General features: G+C 45.4%; 12 protein-coding genes. 8 read left to right on the top strand and 4 right to left on the bottom strand.

Annotated features, from left to right (window positions below; all coding sequences use genetic code 11):
* Positions 1–327: 327 nt before the first annotated feature.
* The 5 genes from MC7420_RS31505 to MC7420_RS31485 all read left to right on the top strand — a co-directional run bounded on the left by MC7420_RS31505 (position 328) and on the right by MC7420_RS31485 (position 9,383).
* Positions 328–993: a Uma2 family endonuclease gene (locus MC7420_RS31505; protein ID WP_006105737.1), complete on the top strand. Its 666-nt coding sequence runs from the start codon at positions 328–330 to the stop codon at positions 991–993.
* A gap of 606 nt (positions 994–1,599) precedes the next feature.
* Positions 1,600–2,787 carry an RRXRR domain-containing protein gene (locus MC7420_RS31500; RefSeq protein ID WP_044210835.1) on the top strand — a complete coding sequence of 396 codons (1,188 nt, stop codon included), beginning with the start codon at positions 1,600–1,602 and terminating at the stop codon, positions 2,785–2,787.
* A 55-nt stretch (positions 2,788–2,842) separates the two neighbouring features.
* Positions 2,843–4,597, top strand: coding sequence for a two-partner secretion domain-containing protein (locus MC7420_RS42050; RefSeq protein WP_006105738.1), 1,755 nt, complete (start codon positions 2,843–2,845; stop codon positions 4,595–4,597).
* Positions 4,598–4,660: 63 nt separating this feature from the next.
* Complete coding sequence (locus tag MC7420_RS31490) at positions 4,661–5,698, top strand: IS630 family transposase (RefSeq protein ID WP_006097775.1); 1,038 nt, start codon at positions 4,661–4,663, stop codon at positions 5,696–5,698.
* A complete protein-coding gene (locus tag MC7420_RS31485) occupies positions 5,673–9,383 on the top strand; it encodes a beta strand repeat-containing protein (protein WP_006105703.1) in 3,711 nt (1,236 codons plus the stop codon). Before MC7420_RS31490 ends, MC7420_RS31485 begins: the two co-directional genes overlap by 26 nt.
* 283 nt (positions 9,384–9,666) lie before the next feature.
* Here MC7420_RS31485 and MC7420_RS38725 read toward each other — a convergent pair whose 3' ends face one another.
* A complete protein-coding gene (locus MC7420_RS38725) occupies positions 9,667–10,389 on the bottom strand; it encodes a THxN family PEP-CTERM protein (protein WP_006105784.1) in 723 nt (240 codons plus the stop codon).
* A 699-nt stretch (positions 10,390–11,088) separates the two neighbouring features.
* On the opposite strand from MC7420_RS38725, the gene MC7420_RS31475 reads away from it, so the two are divergent.
* Positions 11,089–11,679 carry a Uma2 family endonuclease gene (locus MC7420_RS31475; protein WP_006105720.1) on the top strand — a complete coding sequence of 197 codons (591 nt, stop codon included), beginning with the start codon at positions 11,089–11,091 and terminating at the stop codon, positions 11,677–11,679.
* Between the two features lie 50 nt (positions 11,680–11,729).
* Here the strand turns inward: MC7420_RS31475 and MC7420_RS31470 are convergent, their stop codons facing one another.
* A complete protein-coding gene (locus MC7420_RS31470; protein ID WP_044210858.1) occupies positions 11,730–12,041 on the bottom strand; it encodes a nucleotidyltransferase family protein in 312 nt (103 codons plus the stop codon).
* Positions 12,042–12,736: 695 nt separating this feature from the next.
* Positions 12,737–13,702, bottom strand: a complete 966-nt coding sequence (locus tag MC7420_RS31465) for a calcium-binding protein (protein WP_006105761.1) — start codon at positions 13,700–13,702, stop codon at positions 12,737–12,739.
* A 480-nt stretch (positions 13,703–14,182) separates the two neighbouring features.
* On the opposite strand from MC7420_RS31465, the gene MC7420_RS31460 reads away from it, so the two are divergent.
* On the top strand, positions 14,183–15,886 hold the full coding sequence (locus MC7420_RS31460) for a ShlB/FhaC/HecB family hemolysin secretion/activation protein (RefSeq protein WP_006105701.1): 1,704 nt from the start codon (positions 14,183–14,185) through the stop codon (positions 15,884–15,886).
* A gap of 52 nt (positions 15,887–15,938) precedes the next feature.
* On the opposite strand, the gene fghA is transcribed toward MC7420_RS31460, so the two are convergent.
* Complete coding sequence (gene fghA, locus MC7420_RS31455) at positions 15,939–16,790, bottom strand: S-formylglutathione hydrolase (protein ID WP_006105704.1); 852 nt, start codon at positions 16,788–16,790, stop codon at positions 15,939–15,941.
* Positions 16,791–17,565: 775 nt separating this feature from the next.
* On the opposite strand from fghA, the gene MC7420_RS31450 reads away from it, so the two are divergent.
* On the top strand, positions 17,566–18,243 hold the full coding sequence (locus tag MC7420_RS31450; RefSeq protein ID WP_044210833.1) for a hypothetical protein: 678 nt from the start codon (positions 17,566–17,568) through the stop codon (positions 18,241–18,243).
* The last annotated feature ends 5 nt before the right edge of the window (positions 18,244–18,248 follow it).

Genomic DNA, 18,248 nt, shown 5'->3' with positions numbered 1-18,248 from the left:
CACCAGTTGAGCTGCTGGGACCGATTCAGCGATTAAAGGCAGATGATTGAGCCACAAGCACAGGAGTATGCTGGTGAGAAAGCCTAGGGCTAGAACTCTGAATCGGTGGCATTTCATCAGCTGACGGTGTTACGCTGTACATCTGTGGACAAACACATCTGACGCGATAGCAATGCCTTCAACCGATAGGTTGAGAGTAAAGGGGACCGTCCCTCAAAGCACGAATCATAATCCTGGTTATCTCTCATGATCTGTCTTTACGATGAAGGCATTTATCTGTAATCGACTTGTTTATTATAGAAGTTAAAAGCCGAAAGATTTAAGGGGATGTTAGTTGTGTTACAATATGAGCCGAAATTACGCCTGCCAACAAGTGCTGAATTGCCTTGTTCTGATGATACGCCTGTGGATAACGAGAATCAAAATTTTATTCCCAACTTACTGTTATTTTTACTAAAGTTTATTTTTGGAAAGCGAACAGATTGGTTTTTTGGGGTGGATATGGGAATTTATCACACCACAGGAGTTAGTCCGTTGGTTCCTGTCGTTCCCGATGGCTTTTTGAGTTTAGGGGTTGAACGTCATCGGCAAGGTAGGCAAAGGAAAAGCTATGTAGTTTGGGAAGAAAATGGTGTTGTTCCGATTTTTGTCTTAGAGGTGGCATCGCGAACACCGGGGGGAGAATACGATACGAAGATGGGAATTTATGCCAAGTTGGGAGTTTTACATTATCTAGTTTATAACCCCGATTATTGGCAGCGAGATAGGCATCAACCTTTTGAGGTTTACCGTTTAGTAGATGGAGAGTATCAACTGCAAATTGGTGAACCTTACTGGATGCCAGAAGTTGGCTTAGGGATTGGACGTGCGCCTTACCAAGATGGTGAACTAGAGATTGAAGCGTTGTATTGGTACAACCAGCAGGGTGTCCGTTATTTAACACCTGAAGAACAATTAGCCCGTTATCAAGAACGTTTTGGAGAATTACTATAGCAATCCTAAATTGATTGTGGCAATTTTCAAAACTGAAACCCTTGCTATACCTTGATTTCAAGCCGTCTACTTGTTGCATCCTATTTAGGATTGCTATAGAAGATAGGGAAGCCTGATCACTTGTTTTCAGCTTATCCCAGTATCGGCTGTCAAGGAAGGCATGGGTTGGTTGTTTTGTGCCATTGAGTTGTCAGTTTTAGGAACTTGAGTTGGCACAAAAGTGAAACCTGTTGTTGTCGGTTTGCCTGTATAGTATGGATATTCAGATCATTGGCTAGGGCATGGTTGAATTTGGACAGGTTCCCTGCGCCTGTGTCACCTTCAACGAGAAAAGAAGGCAGTTTGGATTGGGTATCCCGGAGGCTTTGTTCAACAACCCCACGCTACTAACGTAGAGCGTGGAGATTGACGGACAAACGTCATTAATGTTGAATACCGCATTGAGCCTAAACCTGGTACAGACTCTTGAATGCTTCCCTAGTTCAAGTCATCTCTAAGACTTTTTGTCGAGTCGCTATAGAGACGCCCCACCGGGGCGTCTGTACAGGACATCTTGGTTTAGGTGGCGGGAAGGGACTAATTACTTTTACTCGGAGGTTTATCACCATGTTACGGGTACCAGTTCTCTCAAAATCGGGCAAGCCGTTAATGCCCACAAAACCTAGCCGTGCTAGACGTTGGCTAAAAGATGGTAAAGCAAAAGTAATACATACCGACTTAGAATGTTTTGCTATTCAGTTGACCTTTGAAACCCAAGAAAATACCCAACCTATAGCTGTTGGTATAGATCCAGGTAAACACTATTCAGGGATCGGAGTTCAATCGAGGCTCGTTACCCTTTGGATGGGACATCTGGTTCTACCGTTCAAGACGGTTAAAGAACGGATGGAATTACGGCGAGTCATGCGTCGAGCCAGACGGGGAAGACGGATTAACCGGAAGTTACCTTATGATCGACGTTGCCACCGTCAACGCAGGTTTAATAACCGCAGGCAAAACAAACTGCCGCCGTCAATTCGAGCCAACAGACAGCTAGAGCTACGGGTAGTCAAAGAGTTGTTTAATCTGTTCCCGATTAGCGCCATTCATTATGAGTTAGTCATGGCAGATGTTGACAGAACCAGTGGGCGCAAGTCGGCCAAGTCTGGTGTTGGATTCTCGCCAGTAATGGTGGGGCAAAAACAGATGCTTAACTGGCTGCGTGAATTAGCCCGAGTAACGACTCATAATGGATGGCAACGGGACGGAAATGGAACCAGTCAGCTTAGGCAGTGGTTAGGGTTAGCTAAGGACAAGAAAAACAAGGACCAACAGACACCAGCTACGCACGCAGTTGATGGTGTAACCTTAGCCGCGTTTGAGTTTACCAGATGGCGAGAATGGCACTCTGATAATGCCAAATATGGTAACTGGCAAGGCAGTGTCGAAGTTACGCCAGCACCATTTGCCATAATCCGTAGACCACCAATCAGCCGTAGACAATTACATTTGTGTGTCCATTCCATTGGGGGTAAGCGGCGCAAGTATGGTGGCACAGTTACCCGCCATGTAGAGACGCGCCATGGCGCGTCTTTACGAAAGGGCGACAAAGTTATAGCCGAAAAAGCTGGAAAAACTTACGTCGGTTGGTGTTCTGGAGACACCAAGACACAAGTTTCGGTCAGTGACGCCAACTGGAAACGGTTGGGACAATTCACTGCCAAAAAAGTCCAGTTGTTGCAACGAAGCACGGGGTTAATCGTCGTGCCTTCACCTGGACTGTCAAACCTCGCCACGTTGAGTAGCGAAGTTTGACCTCTATCCCTCTCCGGGTTACTTCGTTGAACCCGGAGTCTCACGAGGTAAAGCGATGAGCAGTCCTTTCTTTGAGCATTCAATCGGAGTAACGCGCCCCTACGTTGAGCCGATTCAATCCTCAAAACATCGGTATTGGTGGTTAGGATGGGTGAGTGTTTTCACCAGTCTTACTGTTTTTATCAGTCAGGATACTCCCCTGCTCGCCCAGATTACCCCAGATCATACCTTAGAGGCTGAGAGTTCTGTGGTCACACCCAATGCTCAAGTGCGGGGAGGATTAGCGGATTTAATTGAAGGGGGGGCAATCCGAGAGGCTAATTTGTTCCACAGTTTTCAGGAATTTAATATCGAAGCGGGACAACGGGTTTATTTTGCTAATCCAGTCGGAATTGAAAGGATTTTTAGTCGGGTAACTGGGAATAACCCTTCAGCTATTTTAGGGACATTGGGGGTTAATGGGGGGGCGAATCTGTTTTTCCTCAATCCCAATGGGATTATTTTTGGCGAAAATGCCCAGTTAGATATTCAGGGTTCCTTTGTGGCGAGTACGGCGAATTCTGTAGGATTTGAGGATGGCTCATCCTTTAGTGCCACGCATCCAGAAGACTCCTCATTATTAACCATAAGTGTACCCTTGGGATTGCAGTATGGACAAGAGCCGCCAGCAGGGGTGGTGAATGGGGGGAATTTAGCGCTTCCAGAGGGGGAGAATTTGACTCTGGTGGGGGGTACGGTGGTAAATTCGGGGCAAATATCAGCACCGGGAGGAACGATTAGTCTTACTGCTGTGCCGAGCCAAGGTTTAATTAATTTGGATTTAACTGGAGGAGTTACCTCTGTTGATTTGCCATTTAATCCTGATACAGGCGAGGTTCTGTCGGCTGCGTCAGGTTTAACCAGGTTACTGGAAAAGGCGGGATTGACTCCAGCTAATATCCCGATTGATTTTAATCTGGGAACTGTAGCCATTTTAGGTTCTGTAGATACGGCAAATCCTCTGGGTAGTGGCGGTGAAATTAACGTGACAGGGAATCGGATTCAACTACTCAATGGCGCGATTGATGCTAGCGGCGTTACTGGGGGGGAAATTAATCTCACCAGTACCTTTGTGGAAAATCGGGGACAGATTCGGGCAGATGGTGAAAGGGGCGGTAGTCTCAAGATTAAGGTTAGTAATTTTCTGGATACTGGGGTTCTCAGTGCCACAGGAAGTGCAGGGGATGGGGGAACCATTCAGGTGGATTATCAGGGAACGGTGATTCAAACCGCTAATGCGTTGACTGCTGTCACGGGAAGTGAAAAGGCGGGGAGGATTCGGTTTCAGGGGGGACGGGTTTTCACCACTTCTGGTAATCTCCAAGCACAGGGGGAGTTGGGGGGTGAAATTCAGTTATTTGGGCAGAGGTTGCAACTGTTGGGGACAGAGGTCAATGCTAGTGGGAATAGCGGTGGCGGTGCGATTCTGGTGGGTGGAGATTATCAGGGGAATACGGTTGGGGCGGAGAATGCCGACTATACTCTAGTGAATCATGGCACAAGGTTAGAAGCCGATGGGTTGAGGGTTGGGGATGGGGGGAAAGTAATTGTTTGGGCAGATGGGGAGACGGATTTTTATGGCAGTTTGACGGCGCGAGGTGGGGAATTAGGGGGAAATGGGGGATTGTTGGAGGTGTCGGGGAAAGGGAGTTTGGTGTTTGGTGGGTGGGGAGATGCGAGTGCGGCGAATGGGGTGGCGGGGGAGCTATTGTTAGACCCGAAGAATATTACGATTGATACAGGGGTGACGGAAAACTCGTTTCAATTATAGCAGCCCTAAATAGGTCGCAACAGATATAATAGTAATAATACATCCCTAGTAAAAAGACAAAAGATGAACATTATAGATGAATTGGCTAATTTTATCAATCAGACAAAAGAGACCAAAGAAATTAAAAGAGCCTTGGCGGTAAAAATGATTTTGGAAGGAAAATCTTATCGTGAAGTCAAAGAAATATTAAAAGTTTCTCACAGTTTTATCAGCCAATGGAAAAATCAAGCGCTTTTTCAGGGTGTAGAAAGTTTAAAGCTTCAATATAAAGGTAGAGCAGGTTACTTAAAATCTGAAGAAAAAGAGCAAACAATTCAGTGGTTGAGAGAACAAGATTATCTAAGATTATCAGACTTGCAGAAGTATTTGCAGGAGCAATATAATGTAGTTTTTGAGTCCAATCAAAGTTATTATAGCTTATTTAAAGAGGCTCAAGTGAGTTGGAAAAAGACTCAAAAAAAGAATCCGGCTAAAAATGATGAATTAGTCAAAGCTAAAAAAAAAGAAATAGAGGCAAGGCTAGAAAAATGGAAACCGGAAATAGAAGCTGGAAGCCGGACGGTGCTTATGCTTGACGAATGTCATCTGCTGTGGGGTGATTTGTTAGGTTATGCGTGGGGAAGAACAGATGCAAGAATAGAAGTCCCTCTCAAAAATGAAAAAGAAAGACAGACTTATTATGGGGCTTTAGATTATCAAACCAAAGAGTTTATAGTCAAAGAATATAAAAGTGGAAACAGCGAAAATACAATCGATTTCATCGAATATTTACAAAGGAAACGACCCGGGAAAAAATTATCGATATTTTGGGATGGTGCAACTTACCATGATTCCAAGCAGTTTCGAGAATACTTAAAGACAATTAATCAAGATTTATCAGAGGAAGACTGGTTGATAAGTTGTACAAAATTTGCTCCGAACGCTCCCGAACAAAATCCAGTCGAAGATATTTGGTTGCAAGTTAAAACTTTCATTAGACAATTTTATCATCTTTGCAGCTCTTTTAAAATAGTTAAGTGGTTATTTAAGTTTTTTGCTGATGGTCAAATATTCGATTTTCCCAAAATATTTCAGTATGGAAAATTGCCACAATCTATTTAGGATTGCTATAGTTGACCCCAATCCCGCGCCGGGAAATCGATTTGGGTTAGGTACTGCGGTACTGGCAAATAACAACATTGTGGTGAGTTCTCCATTCGACGATTTCAGGGTAACGGATGGGGGAGCCGTATACTTATTTGACTCGAACACTGGGGCGGTGCTTGGAAGTATTTATGGTGATAACCCAGGGGATAGGTTCGGCTCTGGTGAAATAACAGCGTTGAGCAATAGTAATTATGTTTTCGGTAATCCAGATGCAGATATTGGGGGGGTAGGGAATGCTGGGACAGTAATTCTGGCTGATGGCACCACAGGGGCGGAAATTAGCCGGATTTCTGGTACTAACCCAAATGATAATTTCGGGAATCGTGAAATAACAGCTTTGAGCAATGGTAATTATGTTTTTGGCAATCCAGAGGCAGATATTGGGGGGGTAGGGAATACTGGGACAGTGATTCTGGCTAATGGCACCACGGGGGCGGAAATTAGCCGTATCTCTGGTACTAACCCAAATGATAGATTCGGCGATCGTGCAATAACAGGCTTGATCAATGGTAATTATGTTTTCGGCAATCCAAGGGCAGAGATTGACGGGGTAGAGACTGCTGGGACGGTAATTCTGGCTAATGGCACCACGGGGGCGGAAATTAGCCGTATCTCTGGTACTAACCCAAATGATAGATTCGGCGATCGTGCAATAACAGCATTGAGCAATGGTAATTATGTTTTCGGCAATTTTAGGGCAGAGATTGACGGGGTAGAGAATGCTGGGACGGTAATTCTGGCAAATGGCACTACGGGGGCAGAAATTAGCCGGATCTCTGGTACTGAGCAAACCGATTTTTTCGGCTCTAATGACATAACAGCTTTGAGCAATGGTAATTATGTTTTTGGCAATCAAGAGGCAGAGATTGGGGGGGTAGGGGATGTTGGAACGGTGATTCTGGCTAATGGCACCACGGGGGAGGAAATTAGCCGGATCTATGGTACTAACAAAAACAATTCGTTCGGCTCTGGTAAAATAACAGTTTTGAGCAATGGTAATTATGTTTTTGGCAATCCAGCAGATATTGGGACGGTAGGGGATGCTGGGACAGTGATTCTGGCTGATGGCGTCACGGGGGCGGAAATTAGCCGTATCTCTGGTACTAACCCAAACGACTCGTTCGGCTCTGGTGAAATAACAGCATTGAGCAATGGTAATTATGTTTTCGGCAATTTTAGGGCAGATATTCAGGGGGTGGGGGATGCTGGGACGGTAATTCTGGCTGATGGCACCACGGGGACAGAAATTAACCGTATCTCTGGCACTAACCCAGACGATAGATTCGGCAACGGTGACATAAGAATCTTGAGCGATGGTAATTATGTTTTTGCCAATCCCAACGCAGATATTGGGGGGGTAGTGGATGCTGGGACAGTAATTCTAGCTAATGGCACCACGGGGGAGGAAATTAGCCGGATCTCTGGTACTAACCGAAACGATAATTTCGGCTCGGGTGGAATAATCGCCTTAAGCAATGGTAATTACCTGGTAGCTAGCCCCGCCGCCAACAATAATGCCGGACGAGTAGATATCGGTATCGCCAACCCCTCCTCCCTCAGCCGCAGTTATTTCCCAAACCGCAATATCACCCTCACTCCCGCCACAATTACCAAGATCACCAATACCGGAACCCCTGTCACCCTGCAAGCAAATAACGATATTACCGTTAACCAAGCCATTATTACTAATAATCCCACAGGTAGTGGCGGCGCTTTATCCCTAGAAGCCGGACGCAGTATTCTCCTCAATGCCGATATCACCACCGATAACGGCAATCTATCTCTGTTAGCCAATCAACCTCTAGCAGCAGGAGTGATTAATTCAGAACGAGATCCGGGTGCAGCCGAAATTACCATGAAACCGGGGACTACGATTAATACTGGTTTTGGCGATGTCACCCTTCAATTAGACACAGACGCCGGATTAACTTATAACAGCGTGGGTACGATCGCTCTGGAGAACATCAATGCCGAAACCCTCACCGTTGATTCCGCCGGAGCCATCCTCGGTAACGGTATCCTCACCATCAATGGCACAGGAATAACGACCTTAAATGCGGGTAACAGCGATATCATTCTGAATCAAAACAATGATTTTAGAACTCTTAGTATAAACGGAGGTCAAACTGTAATCATTAACGATCGCAATGATATTAACCTCAACAACTCCTTAGTCTTTGGCAATTTCAATGTCAACGCCAGAGGAGACATTACCAGCCAAGATATAGTTAACCCCAGCGGTTCAATCACACTCACCAGCACGAACGGTTCTATCGATACCACCCAAGGTACGCTCCGTACATTTTCCTTCGGGGTTGGTGGTGCGATCGCGCTTTCGGCTCAAGGTAATATTACCCTGGGCAATCTTGACGCTCGTGGGGTAAATGGTGGCGGTAATATTACACTCACCAGTCAAGGGAGAATTGCTGCAGCCAATGGTTTCATCCGTAGTAGTACCATGAGTCCTAGCAGTGATTCAGGTCAAGCTGGGGACATTACGATTCAGGCTGAATCCGTTTCCTTGACTAACACAATCCTATCCGCTTCTACCTTTGGTTCAGGGAAAGGAGGAACAATTACCATCAATGCCGGTGAATTCGTAGAATTACTCAATGACAGTCTAGTCCTAACCACAACAACAGAGAACGGCGATGCTGGAGACATAGAAATAACCACCAGCCAACTGAACATTTTTAACGGTTCACAAATTGGAACAGCAACAGTCAATCAAGGAGCCGGGGGCAATATAACCATCAACGCCTCAGACACCATCAGAATCGCGGGTACTTCCGCCGACGGTCAGGTACCCAGTGGTCTATTTACCGCCGCCCTTCCCGGCTCAACTGGAATAGCTGGAGATTTAGCGATCGCCTCTCAAACATTATCCCTGGAAAACGGCTCACAAATCTCTGCCCGAAGTAAAGGAGAAGGTAACGCCGGTCAAATTACTCTGACGATTACCGACAGGCTCATCGCCACCGATAGCAGTATCCTCACCGCCACCGATCAATCCGCAGGCGGCGCCATTAATATCACCGCTGCTGATATCCGACTCTGGGGCGACAGCGACATCACCACCAGTGTCTCCAGGGGGGGTGACAACGGTGGGAACATCATGATCACCGCTGACTCCATCCTGGCATTTGCTGATAGCGATATTCTAGCCTTTGCCCGTGATGGCAGAGGTGGGGATATCACATTGAATACTCCCATCTTCTTCGGCTTCGGCTATACCCCTGCAGCCAAAGGCACCGATCCAGCTACCCTAGATCATAACCAACGTGTCGATATCAATGCCGATGCCGCGATCGATGGCATCATTACCTTACCCAACCTCACGTTTATTGAGAATAGCCTCACCAATTTACCGGACAATTTCATCGACACTGATAATATAATTGCCAACAGCTGCATGGTTCGGACTAATCAGCCCAATGGCAGATTCACCATCACAGGCGCTGGAAACTTACCCCCGCGTCCCGGTGATTTTACCATGTCTCCCTATCCCACCGGCACCGTGCGGATGATTCCCACAGAAAGTACAACTCGCCCCTGGCAAAAAGGCGATCCGATTGTCGAATCCACTGGAGTCTATCGACTCCCTGATGGACGATTGGTGATGAGTCAGGATTGTTCTTAAATCCTCCGATCAACTCGATTGCTTAAGACGCGATGGTGAAGCGCCGCTGCGAAGCACAGATCGCAACAAAATCGTTTTATGTAGAAAAGTTTTGAAATTTTCAGAGTGCAATGAGGCAAACAAAAACCCCAGACAGGCTCTGGAGTTTTTATAAATCTTTTATAGCAGTAGACACATCGATTAGGACTTTCGGCACCATTGTAGAGACGCGCCATGGCGCGTCTGGAACATAAATGATGTGTCCTAACCGCCATGGCGGTTGCTATAATCAATATTTTATTGATTAAACATCTTGCTTTGTTTTATTCTTTTTGCGAGAAGACTCTCGTTTTAAAAATGCTCCAAAGCCTAGAGCTGTAGCTGAGCCAAGGATAGTCAGAGGCTCTGGAACTGGCTCTGGCTTCAATTGACCAAACAGCATCGTTTGGTTTGACATGCCTTCTTCAGTGATGAACTGAGTTACTTTGGGACCATCAATAGTATCTGAAAAGCCTAAAATCTGTAGCTGAAATTTCTTTCCATTATAGGAAATCGTTTCTTCACCTATAGCGCTGGGAATATCAACGACATCAGGACATACCGTGGAGCCTTGAGGATCACAGGGAGTCTCGTTAAGAGTTTCATTGTGAGCGAAATCAAATGTAAAGCCTTGACTCACTTGCCCATCGATATCTAGATTCAATGTCAACGTAGCACCTAGGAAGTCGCCTTGTGTAATCGGGAAGTTGTCATGAGTAAATGTGCCAAGTTTGAAGACTTGAAACGTTGTGTCATCTACTTCGACGCCACCGTTGCCATCGAAAACGTATGAACTTTGATCACTAGATGTGTTAGCCGGATTTCCCCAAGAGATAGTGTTCCCGTTATTCATAACGTCAGCAGCAGTTCCTTGAGGATTTGACCAGGTTCCTGATGTGGTTACAGTGGCAGCATTAGCGACATTAGTATAACCCAACGCCAAGGTAGCAAAGGCAATAGTTCCCAGAGTTTTATTCAGATGTTTCATTGATTTCAAATTATTAGATTCCAGTCATTACTTCCATAATACAAGCCAGGTTTATGTAAGGATATACCCTTATCTGCAAATTTAATGGCGTAAATCAACAAGGCACTTGGCAAGATTCGGACAATCAGATTGCAGAAAACTGCAAAGTTTGTGGTCTATCTGTGCGTGAAGCTCTCGCTATCGCGTTAGCGAATCGCGTCATGGTGTCTTTTAAAGTTACTGATTTTTAAAAGCAGAATATCGCTCTCCTTCCCTATTGAATTGTTGAATATTTTGGGTTAAACTTAGTCAAGAATAGGATTGTAATAGGGGGCTATACAGCTTACTAAAAAAAGTTATTGAAAGAAGCGACAGTAGTCAACTTTTGACTTTTGACTCCTCTCGTAGCGCTATAAGCTGTTCGGCATTTAAACCTTCCTTAATGTCAATAATGGCGAAATCCTTGTACTGTGAGCATCTTGCTCGCTACCCATTCCCAATTAAAATGCATGACAGCTTAGTGGTTAAGGTGCGTTACGCTTCGCTAACACACCCTACAAATAGAGGCTTTGCGTAAGTCCTACCAATGAAATTATCAAAGCTCAACCCAATGTTTTTGGGCGTCGTCTGAGGCAATGCCAGGATTCTGAAGTCCGGAAGAACTATAATGTTACGATGACCAATGACCAATGACCAATGACCAATGACAAATGACAAATGATGCTTTCCTCGCCTTTAGTGTTGACCCTGCCACCCTCAATTCAACTCAGCGATGACCAGTTTTTTGAACTGTGCCAAATCAACCATGATTTGCGATTAGAACGTAACCTCAAAACCGGAGAAATTTGGATTATGACGCCAGCGGGGGGAGAAACAGGAAATCGCAATTTTTCCCTAATCGTTCAACTTGGTTCATGGGTAAAACAGGATAAAACCGGGATTGGGTTTGACTCTAGCACCGGATTTCGGATTCGAGGAGCCACCAAAGATCCCATGTCACCGGATGCGGCTTGGGTGCGATTAGAACGCTGGAATGCTTTAACCCCGGAACAGCAGCAAAAATTTCCGCCGATTTGCCCGGATTTTGTGGTGGAATTACGCTCTCCCAGTGATACATTGAAATCCTTACAAAAAAAGATGGAGGAGTGGGTACGTTTGGGCATCCAATTGGGTTGGCTGATTGACCGTAGTGGTCGCCAAGTTTATATTTATCGTCAGGATGGTTCTCAGGACTGTTTACAGAATCCGGAAACCCTATCTGGCGAGATGGTGCTTCCAGGTTTTGTATTAGACATGAGTGAAATTTGGTAGGAATTGATAGCTTGCACTTGGTTAATAGATTGTCCAGATTCTTACCTAATTTATAGTTCGATAGCCTCTTGGCATACATTCTCAGCAATGAGTGGATTTAAACCCCGAGTCGTCGTAATGTCTACCTTACTGTTTAAGTAAGACTCTAAATCATTGATCAATCCGCCGGGAAACCAAGCACTCGTGCAGTTTCGATCATAATCAATCAAAAAATCAATATCGCTCTGTTCGGTTGCTTCCCCTCGTGCCACAGAGCCAAATACTCGAACACTGTGAGCGCCATGTTTGGTAAAAATGGCAATTAGTTCATCCCGGCGATCGCGCAAGTCTTCAATGGTTTGGATTGCTGTTGAACAGCCCATATTCATCGCATTATCGTTGATAATGTTATCCATTATACTCAACGATTAAGTATGCCCGACAATGTTTTTGGTTTTCCTCTCTATTGGGCGCGATCGCATCCTATTGATCAGGATGACAACATCACAAATCCTGTAGGGGCGCATGGCGTGCGCCCGGTTTCACCGCAAAATCTATTCCACAATTTTAGCTGTGTCACGCCACTAGTTTATGAATCAAACAGATGAAGCTGTTATGCATTTAAATTGGGAATGGGCAATGATCAAGATAGTTGCACCACAAGGATTTCGCAGTTCCTAACATTATGGTTTAAATGCCGAACAGTTTAACACGCACAGGACGACACAAAGTGCGATCGCATCCCATTGATGAGGATGACCCTATCACAAATCCGTAGGGGCGCACAGACGTGCGCTCTGACTGAATGCTCGCGCCCCCAGTCATGGACTTTCCATCTGCATAAAGCGATTTGGCGGTGATATCGGGCGCAGATGGGTGCAGTAAAAGGGCGCACACTGTGCGCCCCTACAATTCTAATCCACCTTGCTTAGGTGTGCCGAGCCACTACAGCAACTATGGCGGGAGAAACTTTCTTTTCATATATCCCAGTTAGGGCAATCAATGAGCCGCATTGGTGTCAAGCCCCGATTTAATTTTCGAGGCTGCCATCCTGCCACTCTTTTCTTATGAATCGGTTCTAGAAAACAACAATGTCACTAGCGGATAAATTCAGTCCACTGGAGAGCTTCGCAATTTGTACTTGTGCGCTCCTACCTGTGCCATCAGTATCAAAGAAAAGGTCTCCTGTCGATTTATTATAGATAAAGCGATCGTTACTATCTCGAGCTCTTGAACCGAGGGTGAATTTACTAGAATCCAGTGTGCCTCGCCGCAATCGACCACCAAAGCCTCGGTCATCTACTCGGATCAGGTCACGATGCACATCGAAGTCACTGATAGTATCAATCCCTTCGTTTTTGGAATTGAAGGTAAACCAGTCATTTCCGGAACCGCCAGTTAGCTTGTCATTTCCGGAACCGCCAGTTAGCACGTCATTTCCATCACCGCCAACTAACCTGTCATTTCCGGAACCGCCAGTTAGCACGTCATTTCCATCACCGCCAACTAACCTGTCATTTCCGGAACCGCCAATTAGCGTGTCATTTCCGGAACCGCCAACTAACAGGTTATCAGCACTGTTGCCGATAATCGTGTCATTTTGCGAGGTGCCAGTGACATTGATAAAGTTCTCAATAGTGAATGTTGCTTTACCAATCCCAGGAATTCCATTAACGGTTAGATTATTGGCTGATAGGTCTATATCTAACGATGTACTCTTACTTCTCCCGGTAGAACCATCAATCGCATTGGCTTGTCCAGTGGCTCCAATGATTTTTTCAATGAATTGAATCTGGTCAGTACCAGCACTGCCTTTGTTTATGACACCGACAGATTCTAAAGTAATGGCTTGACCAAGATTACTGTAGTCAGCGGTATCAATTCCCGTGCCACCATTTAAGGTATCGTTACCGGAACCACCCCAGAGCCTATCGTTACCGGAACCACCCCAGAGCCTATCATTTCCTCTACCGCCAATTAGCCTATCATTTCCTCTACCGCCAATTAGCCTATCATTTCCTCTACCGCCAATTTTTACAACCATATCACTTGATCCTTATGTGATCCTTATGTCAATGAATTGTTTACTGAGCCATTGCGTAAATCCGCTAATTTATAAGCTACCAGCAATGTTTAGATAATGCATTAGCTTTTTCTGCCAATTTGATGGCGTAAATCAACAAAGCTCTTGGCACAATTCAGCCAGTCAGATTGCACAAAACTACATATCAGATTGCACAAAACTGCATTATGGCTGGCGGCAAAAACCGAAAACCCTGAGCCATCAATACTTTGAGAGGTATTCTAAAATGCAACGTCTTTACCAGCTCCCAGAACACCAGTAAGAGACGTTCCACGGTCACGTCTCTACAAACCGCTATTAGTGAATCGGTGCTCTAGGAAATCTGGTAAAATCTGACAAAATCGGACGCAAGCATACCGGAAATTGGGAATCCGACAAGGGAATGAACGTCACCTGACGACGACAATTGATAATTGATAATTAATAATTGATAATTGACCAATGATACTACCGTTGGCTGTACCATTAGCACTGGGAAATACCTATACATTAGCTCAATCGTCTCCACCTCCTGGAATAACGATTCCAGGAGGTGCACCAGAAACCCTGGAACAAACCATTCCCAATCCGACGGATTTATCCCCTCCTTTACCAGAGGAAACCCCCCTATCCCCACCTCAACCCAATCTACAACTCCCTGAGATTCCCCAACCGCCTCAAGTTCCCTCTTTATCTCCGGAACGCTTCCGGATTAATCAAATAGAAGTTCTCGGCAGTACCGTATTGCAATCAGAAATCGCCGAATTAACCCAAGCCTATCACAACCAAGACGTAACCTTTGACACCTTACTCGAACTGCGCCAACAGATTACTCAACTGTATATTCAACAGGGCTATGTCACCTCTGGCGCCTTTTTACCCAAACAAGATATTAGTGATGGGATGATCCAAATTCAAGTCGTTGAAGGTGAAATTGAACAGATTCAAATCCAGGGATTAAACCACCTCAAAACCGGATATGTGCGCCGTCGCTTGGAATTAGCCACCGATACCCCTTTCAATCAGCATCGCCTGGAAAAAGCTTTACAACTGTTGCAACTTGACCCCCTGATCAATCAAGTTAATGCTGAATTAATCGCCGGTAGTGGTTCGGGCAGAAATATCTTACTCCTAGACTTGCAAGAAGCACCACCCTTTCACGCCGGTATTTCTGGTGCCAATAATCAAGCTCCCAGTATCGGTTCAGAACAAGCCCATCTATTGATCAGCCATGATAACCTATTCGGATTAGGCGATCGCGTGACTGCTGAATACGGGTTCACCGAAGGATTAGACTCCTATCGTTTCAACTACGGGATTCCCATCAATGCCCGTGATGGTACAATCAGCTTCAGCTACAGCAATAGTGACAGTCGGATTCTGGAAGCCGGCTTTGAAGAATTAGGCATCAACAGCGAATCCCGCACCCTATCGGTAAATTTCCGTCAACCCATCGCGCGATCGCCTACAACTGAATTTGCCCTGGGTGTCAGTGTGGATTGGCGTCGTAGCCAAACCTTCTTACTTGATGATATCCCCTTTTCCTTCTCCCAAGGACCAGAGGATGGCGAATCCCAAGTTACCGTACTTCGCATCTTTCAAGAATGGAGCGATCGCACACCTAACCGCATCTTAGCAGCTCGCTCTCAATTTAGTCTCGGACTAGATGCCTTTGATGCCACAATTAATAATACAGGAACCGATGGGCGATTCTTTTCTTGGTTAGGACAATTTCAATGGGTGCAGCGATTATCACCCAGAACCGTACTCCTGGCAGAAATCAATACTCAACTCACTCCAGATGCTTTACTCTCCCTAGAACGATTCGGTATGGGCGGTGGAGATAGCATTCGAGGGTATACTCAAAATCAATTGGTTACTGATAATGGCATTTGGGGGTCACTAGAAGTCCGGATTCCCCTAACCTCAAACCCCAATCAATTACAACTGGTGCCTTTTTTCGATATCGGTACAGCTTGGAATAATCAAGATGATGACCCCCATGCCAACACCCTTGCCAGTTTAGGATTAGGATTAAATTGGCGCATAAATTCCGATTTAGATTTGCGTTTAGACTATGGCATCCCCTTAATTAAAGTCAATCAACGGGGGGATTCACTGCAAGAATCGGGTTTCCACTTTTCCCTGGATTATCAGCCCTTTTGAGAAATTAGTTATTCTAACTTAGCACTTATTCAGCCAGCCCTAAATAGGATGGTTATAGCTTCAACGCCGCTGCATGATGACGAATGTGGTCTTCCACAAACGAGGAAATGAAATAATAGCTGTGATTATACCCTTCCTGGAAGCGTAATGTTAAAGGAACTCCGGCTTTTTCACAAGCTTGAGCAAAGATACCCGGAAGCAATTGCTGCTTTTCCAAAAAAGGATCGGCTGTCCCTTGATCAATAAGAATTGGGCGCTTATATCCCACAGTTAACACTAATTCGCTAGCATCATAGATGTCCCAATTTTCTTCATCCTCACCCAAATAATTTGTAAATGCCTTTTTTCCCCAAGGACATTGTGTTGGTGCAGCAATGGGAGCTAACGCAGAAACAGATGTATATTGCTCAGGGTTTCTTAAAGCACAAATCAGCGCCCCATGACCCCCCATGGAATGACCAAAAATCCCCTGATGATCAATTTGAGCCGGGAAATGTTGGGCAATAATTGCTGGCAATTCCTCAACGACATAGCTATACATTTGATAATGTTCTGACCAGGGTTCTACTGTCGCATCGACGTAAAAACCCGCGCCTGTACCGAAATCCCAGTCGTCATTTTCTCCAGGAATTCCCGTATCACGGGGACTGGTATCTGGTGCCACCAGCATTAATCCGTACTTCGCCGCAAACTTCTGCGCCCCAGCTTTTGCCATAAAATTTTCTTCAGTACAGGTTAAGCCAGAAAGGAAATAGAGAACGGGGACTCGTTCAGATTTGGCTTTAGGCGGTTGGTAGACAGCAAACCGCATTTTACTGTTGCAGGTTTGAGAGTGATGGGAGTAAAAGCCAACTGTACCACCGAAGCATCGATTTTCTGAGATAATTTTAGGGGCTGTGGACATAAATTAATTGTGTAGTGAGCAGCAGTAGATGTGGCTTTTTAAGTCGGCTGTTTTGATACCTGACGCACAACCCATACCCGCAAGAAGGCTAATAGTCGCTATTGATCCAATAAAGCATGAAGCAAGCGTCAGTCCTGTTCTATTCTCCCACAGACAGGGGAACATCGTCTGCTTTAGATTAGTGATTATTATGAATCGCTGCTCAGGGGATCAAGTTGTCACAGGTTGAGAAAACTGCTAAGGTATCCGCGATCGCTCATCTCGAAAAATTTTTCCCTATCCCTTACCTACCCTAGCTTTCGATGAAGTGATAGGGAAAGCGCGATCGCAGGAGAGCGAGATGGTCTAGAATCGAAGCACAATCTGGATTGTGCGGCTATAGTAGAGTAGATTTACCTTGAATTCTAGACCTAAGGTAGCTTAAAATACCCACCTGGAAAAATTCTATCCCTCCTCCCAGGCTTGGCAGAGGGGATAGGGGTGAGGGCGAAACCTGTCTGTCAATTCCGAGCATTTGGGTTTAAGTTGATACCAATATCAGGAACTATAGAAATTCTTATAACCCTGGTGATACTGCCTAGAAACGTTTTAAAATCCTTGGGGATGGACAATTGAGCCTTTCTCGTTTTCAATTAGAAAACGGAGAACAGCCAGAGAACCCCCCCAATAGACTCAATGATGTATAAACTCATAAGGAGTCAAGTTTCACCAACGGCAGTCAGCCTGTATCAGTGACAATGAGTGGTAGTTCAGTTTTAAATGTGAGGTAAGAGCGATGAGTGATGGTATGGCATTCCTAACAGGGGCTGCCTTTGCGGGGGTAGCGGTTCTGTTTATGATGAAAGGCGGAGACAGTCTTGGCATTACCAATGCCCCTCCCTCTCAAACCGCTCAACTTCCACAGAGCAATTCTTATAATCCCTATAATCCGGCTTATGGGCAGAACCCGCAAATGCCAGTTCAGACAACACCGGGTTTTGCAGGTAATGATTTTGAACAGCAACAGGTTACAGTAGAACGCTTGAAAGGCATGCTGGAACAGCAACGCGCCGAAACGGAACAGCTAAAAGCTCAAATGCAAAATCAGCAAGCGTTGATTGACAATCTTATGGGACAAACTAATCCCAATAATCCCAATAGTTTCATACCCCCTCGGATTGAAGCAGCGCCCCCTGTAACTCCTGTGCAGCAGTCTGAGCAAGATAATTCGATTATTTCCGGCTTGGTTTGGGGATTGGGTGGTATGGCGGTAACGATTAGTGGTGGTGTTGTAGTTGTGGGATTATTAGCAGTGCTGTCGCGACAACAACAACCCCGTCCACCTCGGACGACTTACGTTGTCCCCCATCCCTACAATGCGCTTCCTTATGCCCCCTCAGCTAGGCGGCGCACTGAAGTAATACCGCCTCCTCTTGATGATAGACAAGTGGACTATGTGGAATATGAGCGTTAGTCCAA

This window comes from Coleofasciculus chthonoplastes PCC 7420 (assembly GCF_000155555.1).
Classification (GTDB): Bacteria; Cyanobacteriota; Cyanobacteriia; order Cyanobacteriales; family Coleofasciculaceae; genus Coleofasciculus; species Coleofasciculus chthonoplastes_A.
The sequence above is the reverse complement of the archived record's forward strand: the minus strand, read 5'-3'. Positions and strand labels throughout refer to the sequence as shown.

Excerpts from the sequence above, each read along its gene's own strand:
- fghA (WP_006105704.1), bottom strand. The coding sequence starts at position 16,790 with ATGTCCACAGCCCCTAAAATTATCTCAGAAAATCGATGCTTCGGTGGT.
- MC7420_RS38725 (WP_006105784.1), bottom strand. The coding sequence starts at position 10,389 with ATGAAACATCTGAATAAAACTCTGGGAACTATTGCCTTTGCTACCTTG.
- MC7420_RS31465 (WP_006105761.1), bottom strand. The coding sequence starts at position 13,702 with ATGGTTGTAAAAATTGGCGGTAGAGGAAATGATAGGCTAATTGGCGGT.
- MC7420_RS31500 (WP_044210835.1), top strand. The coding sequence starts at position 1,600 with ATGTTACGGGTACCAGTTCTCTCAAAATCGGGCAAGCCGTTAATGCCC.
- MC7420_RS31490 (WP_006097775.1), top strand. The coding sequence starts at position 4,661 with ATGAACATTATAGATGAATTGGCTAATTTTATCAATCAGACAAAAGAG.
- MC7420_RS31505 (WP_006105737.1), top strand. The coding sequence starts at position 328 with ATGTTAGTTGTGTTACAATATGAGCCGAAATTACGCCTGCCAACAAGT.
- MC7420_RS31475 (WP_006105720.1), top strand. The coding sequence starts at position 11,089 with ATGCTTTCCTCGCCTTTAGTGTTGACCCTGCCACCCTCAATTCAACTC.
- MC7420_RS31485 (WP_006105703.1), top strand. The coding sequence starts at position 5,673 with ATGGAAAATTGCCACAATCTATTTAGGATTGCTATAGTTGACCCCAAT.
- MC7420_RS31470 (WP_044210858.1), bottom strand. The coding sequence starts at position 12,041 with ATGGGCTGTTCAACAGCAATCCAAACCATTGAAGACTTGCGCGATCGC.
- MC7420_RS31450 (WP_044210833.1), top strand. The coding sequence starts at position 17,566 with ATGAGTGATGGTATGGCATTCCTAACAGGGGCTGCCTTTGCGGGGGTA.
- MC7420_RS31460 (WP_006105701.1), top strand. The coding sequence starts at position 14,183 with ATGATACTACCGTTGGCTGTACCATTAGCACTGGGAAATACCTATACA.
- MC7420_RS42050 (WP_006105738.1), top strand. The coding sequence starts at position 2,843 with ATGAGCAGTCCTTTCTTTGAGCATTCAATCGGAGTAACGCGCCCCTAC.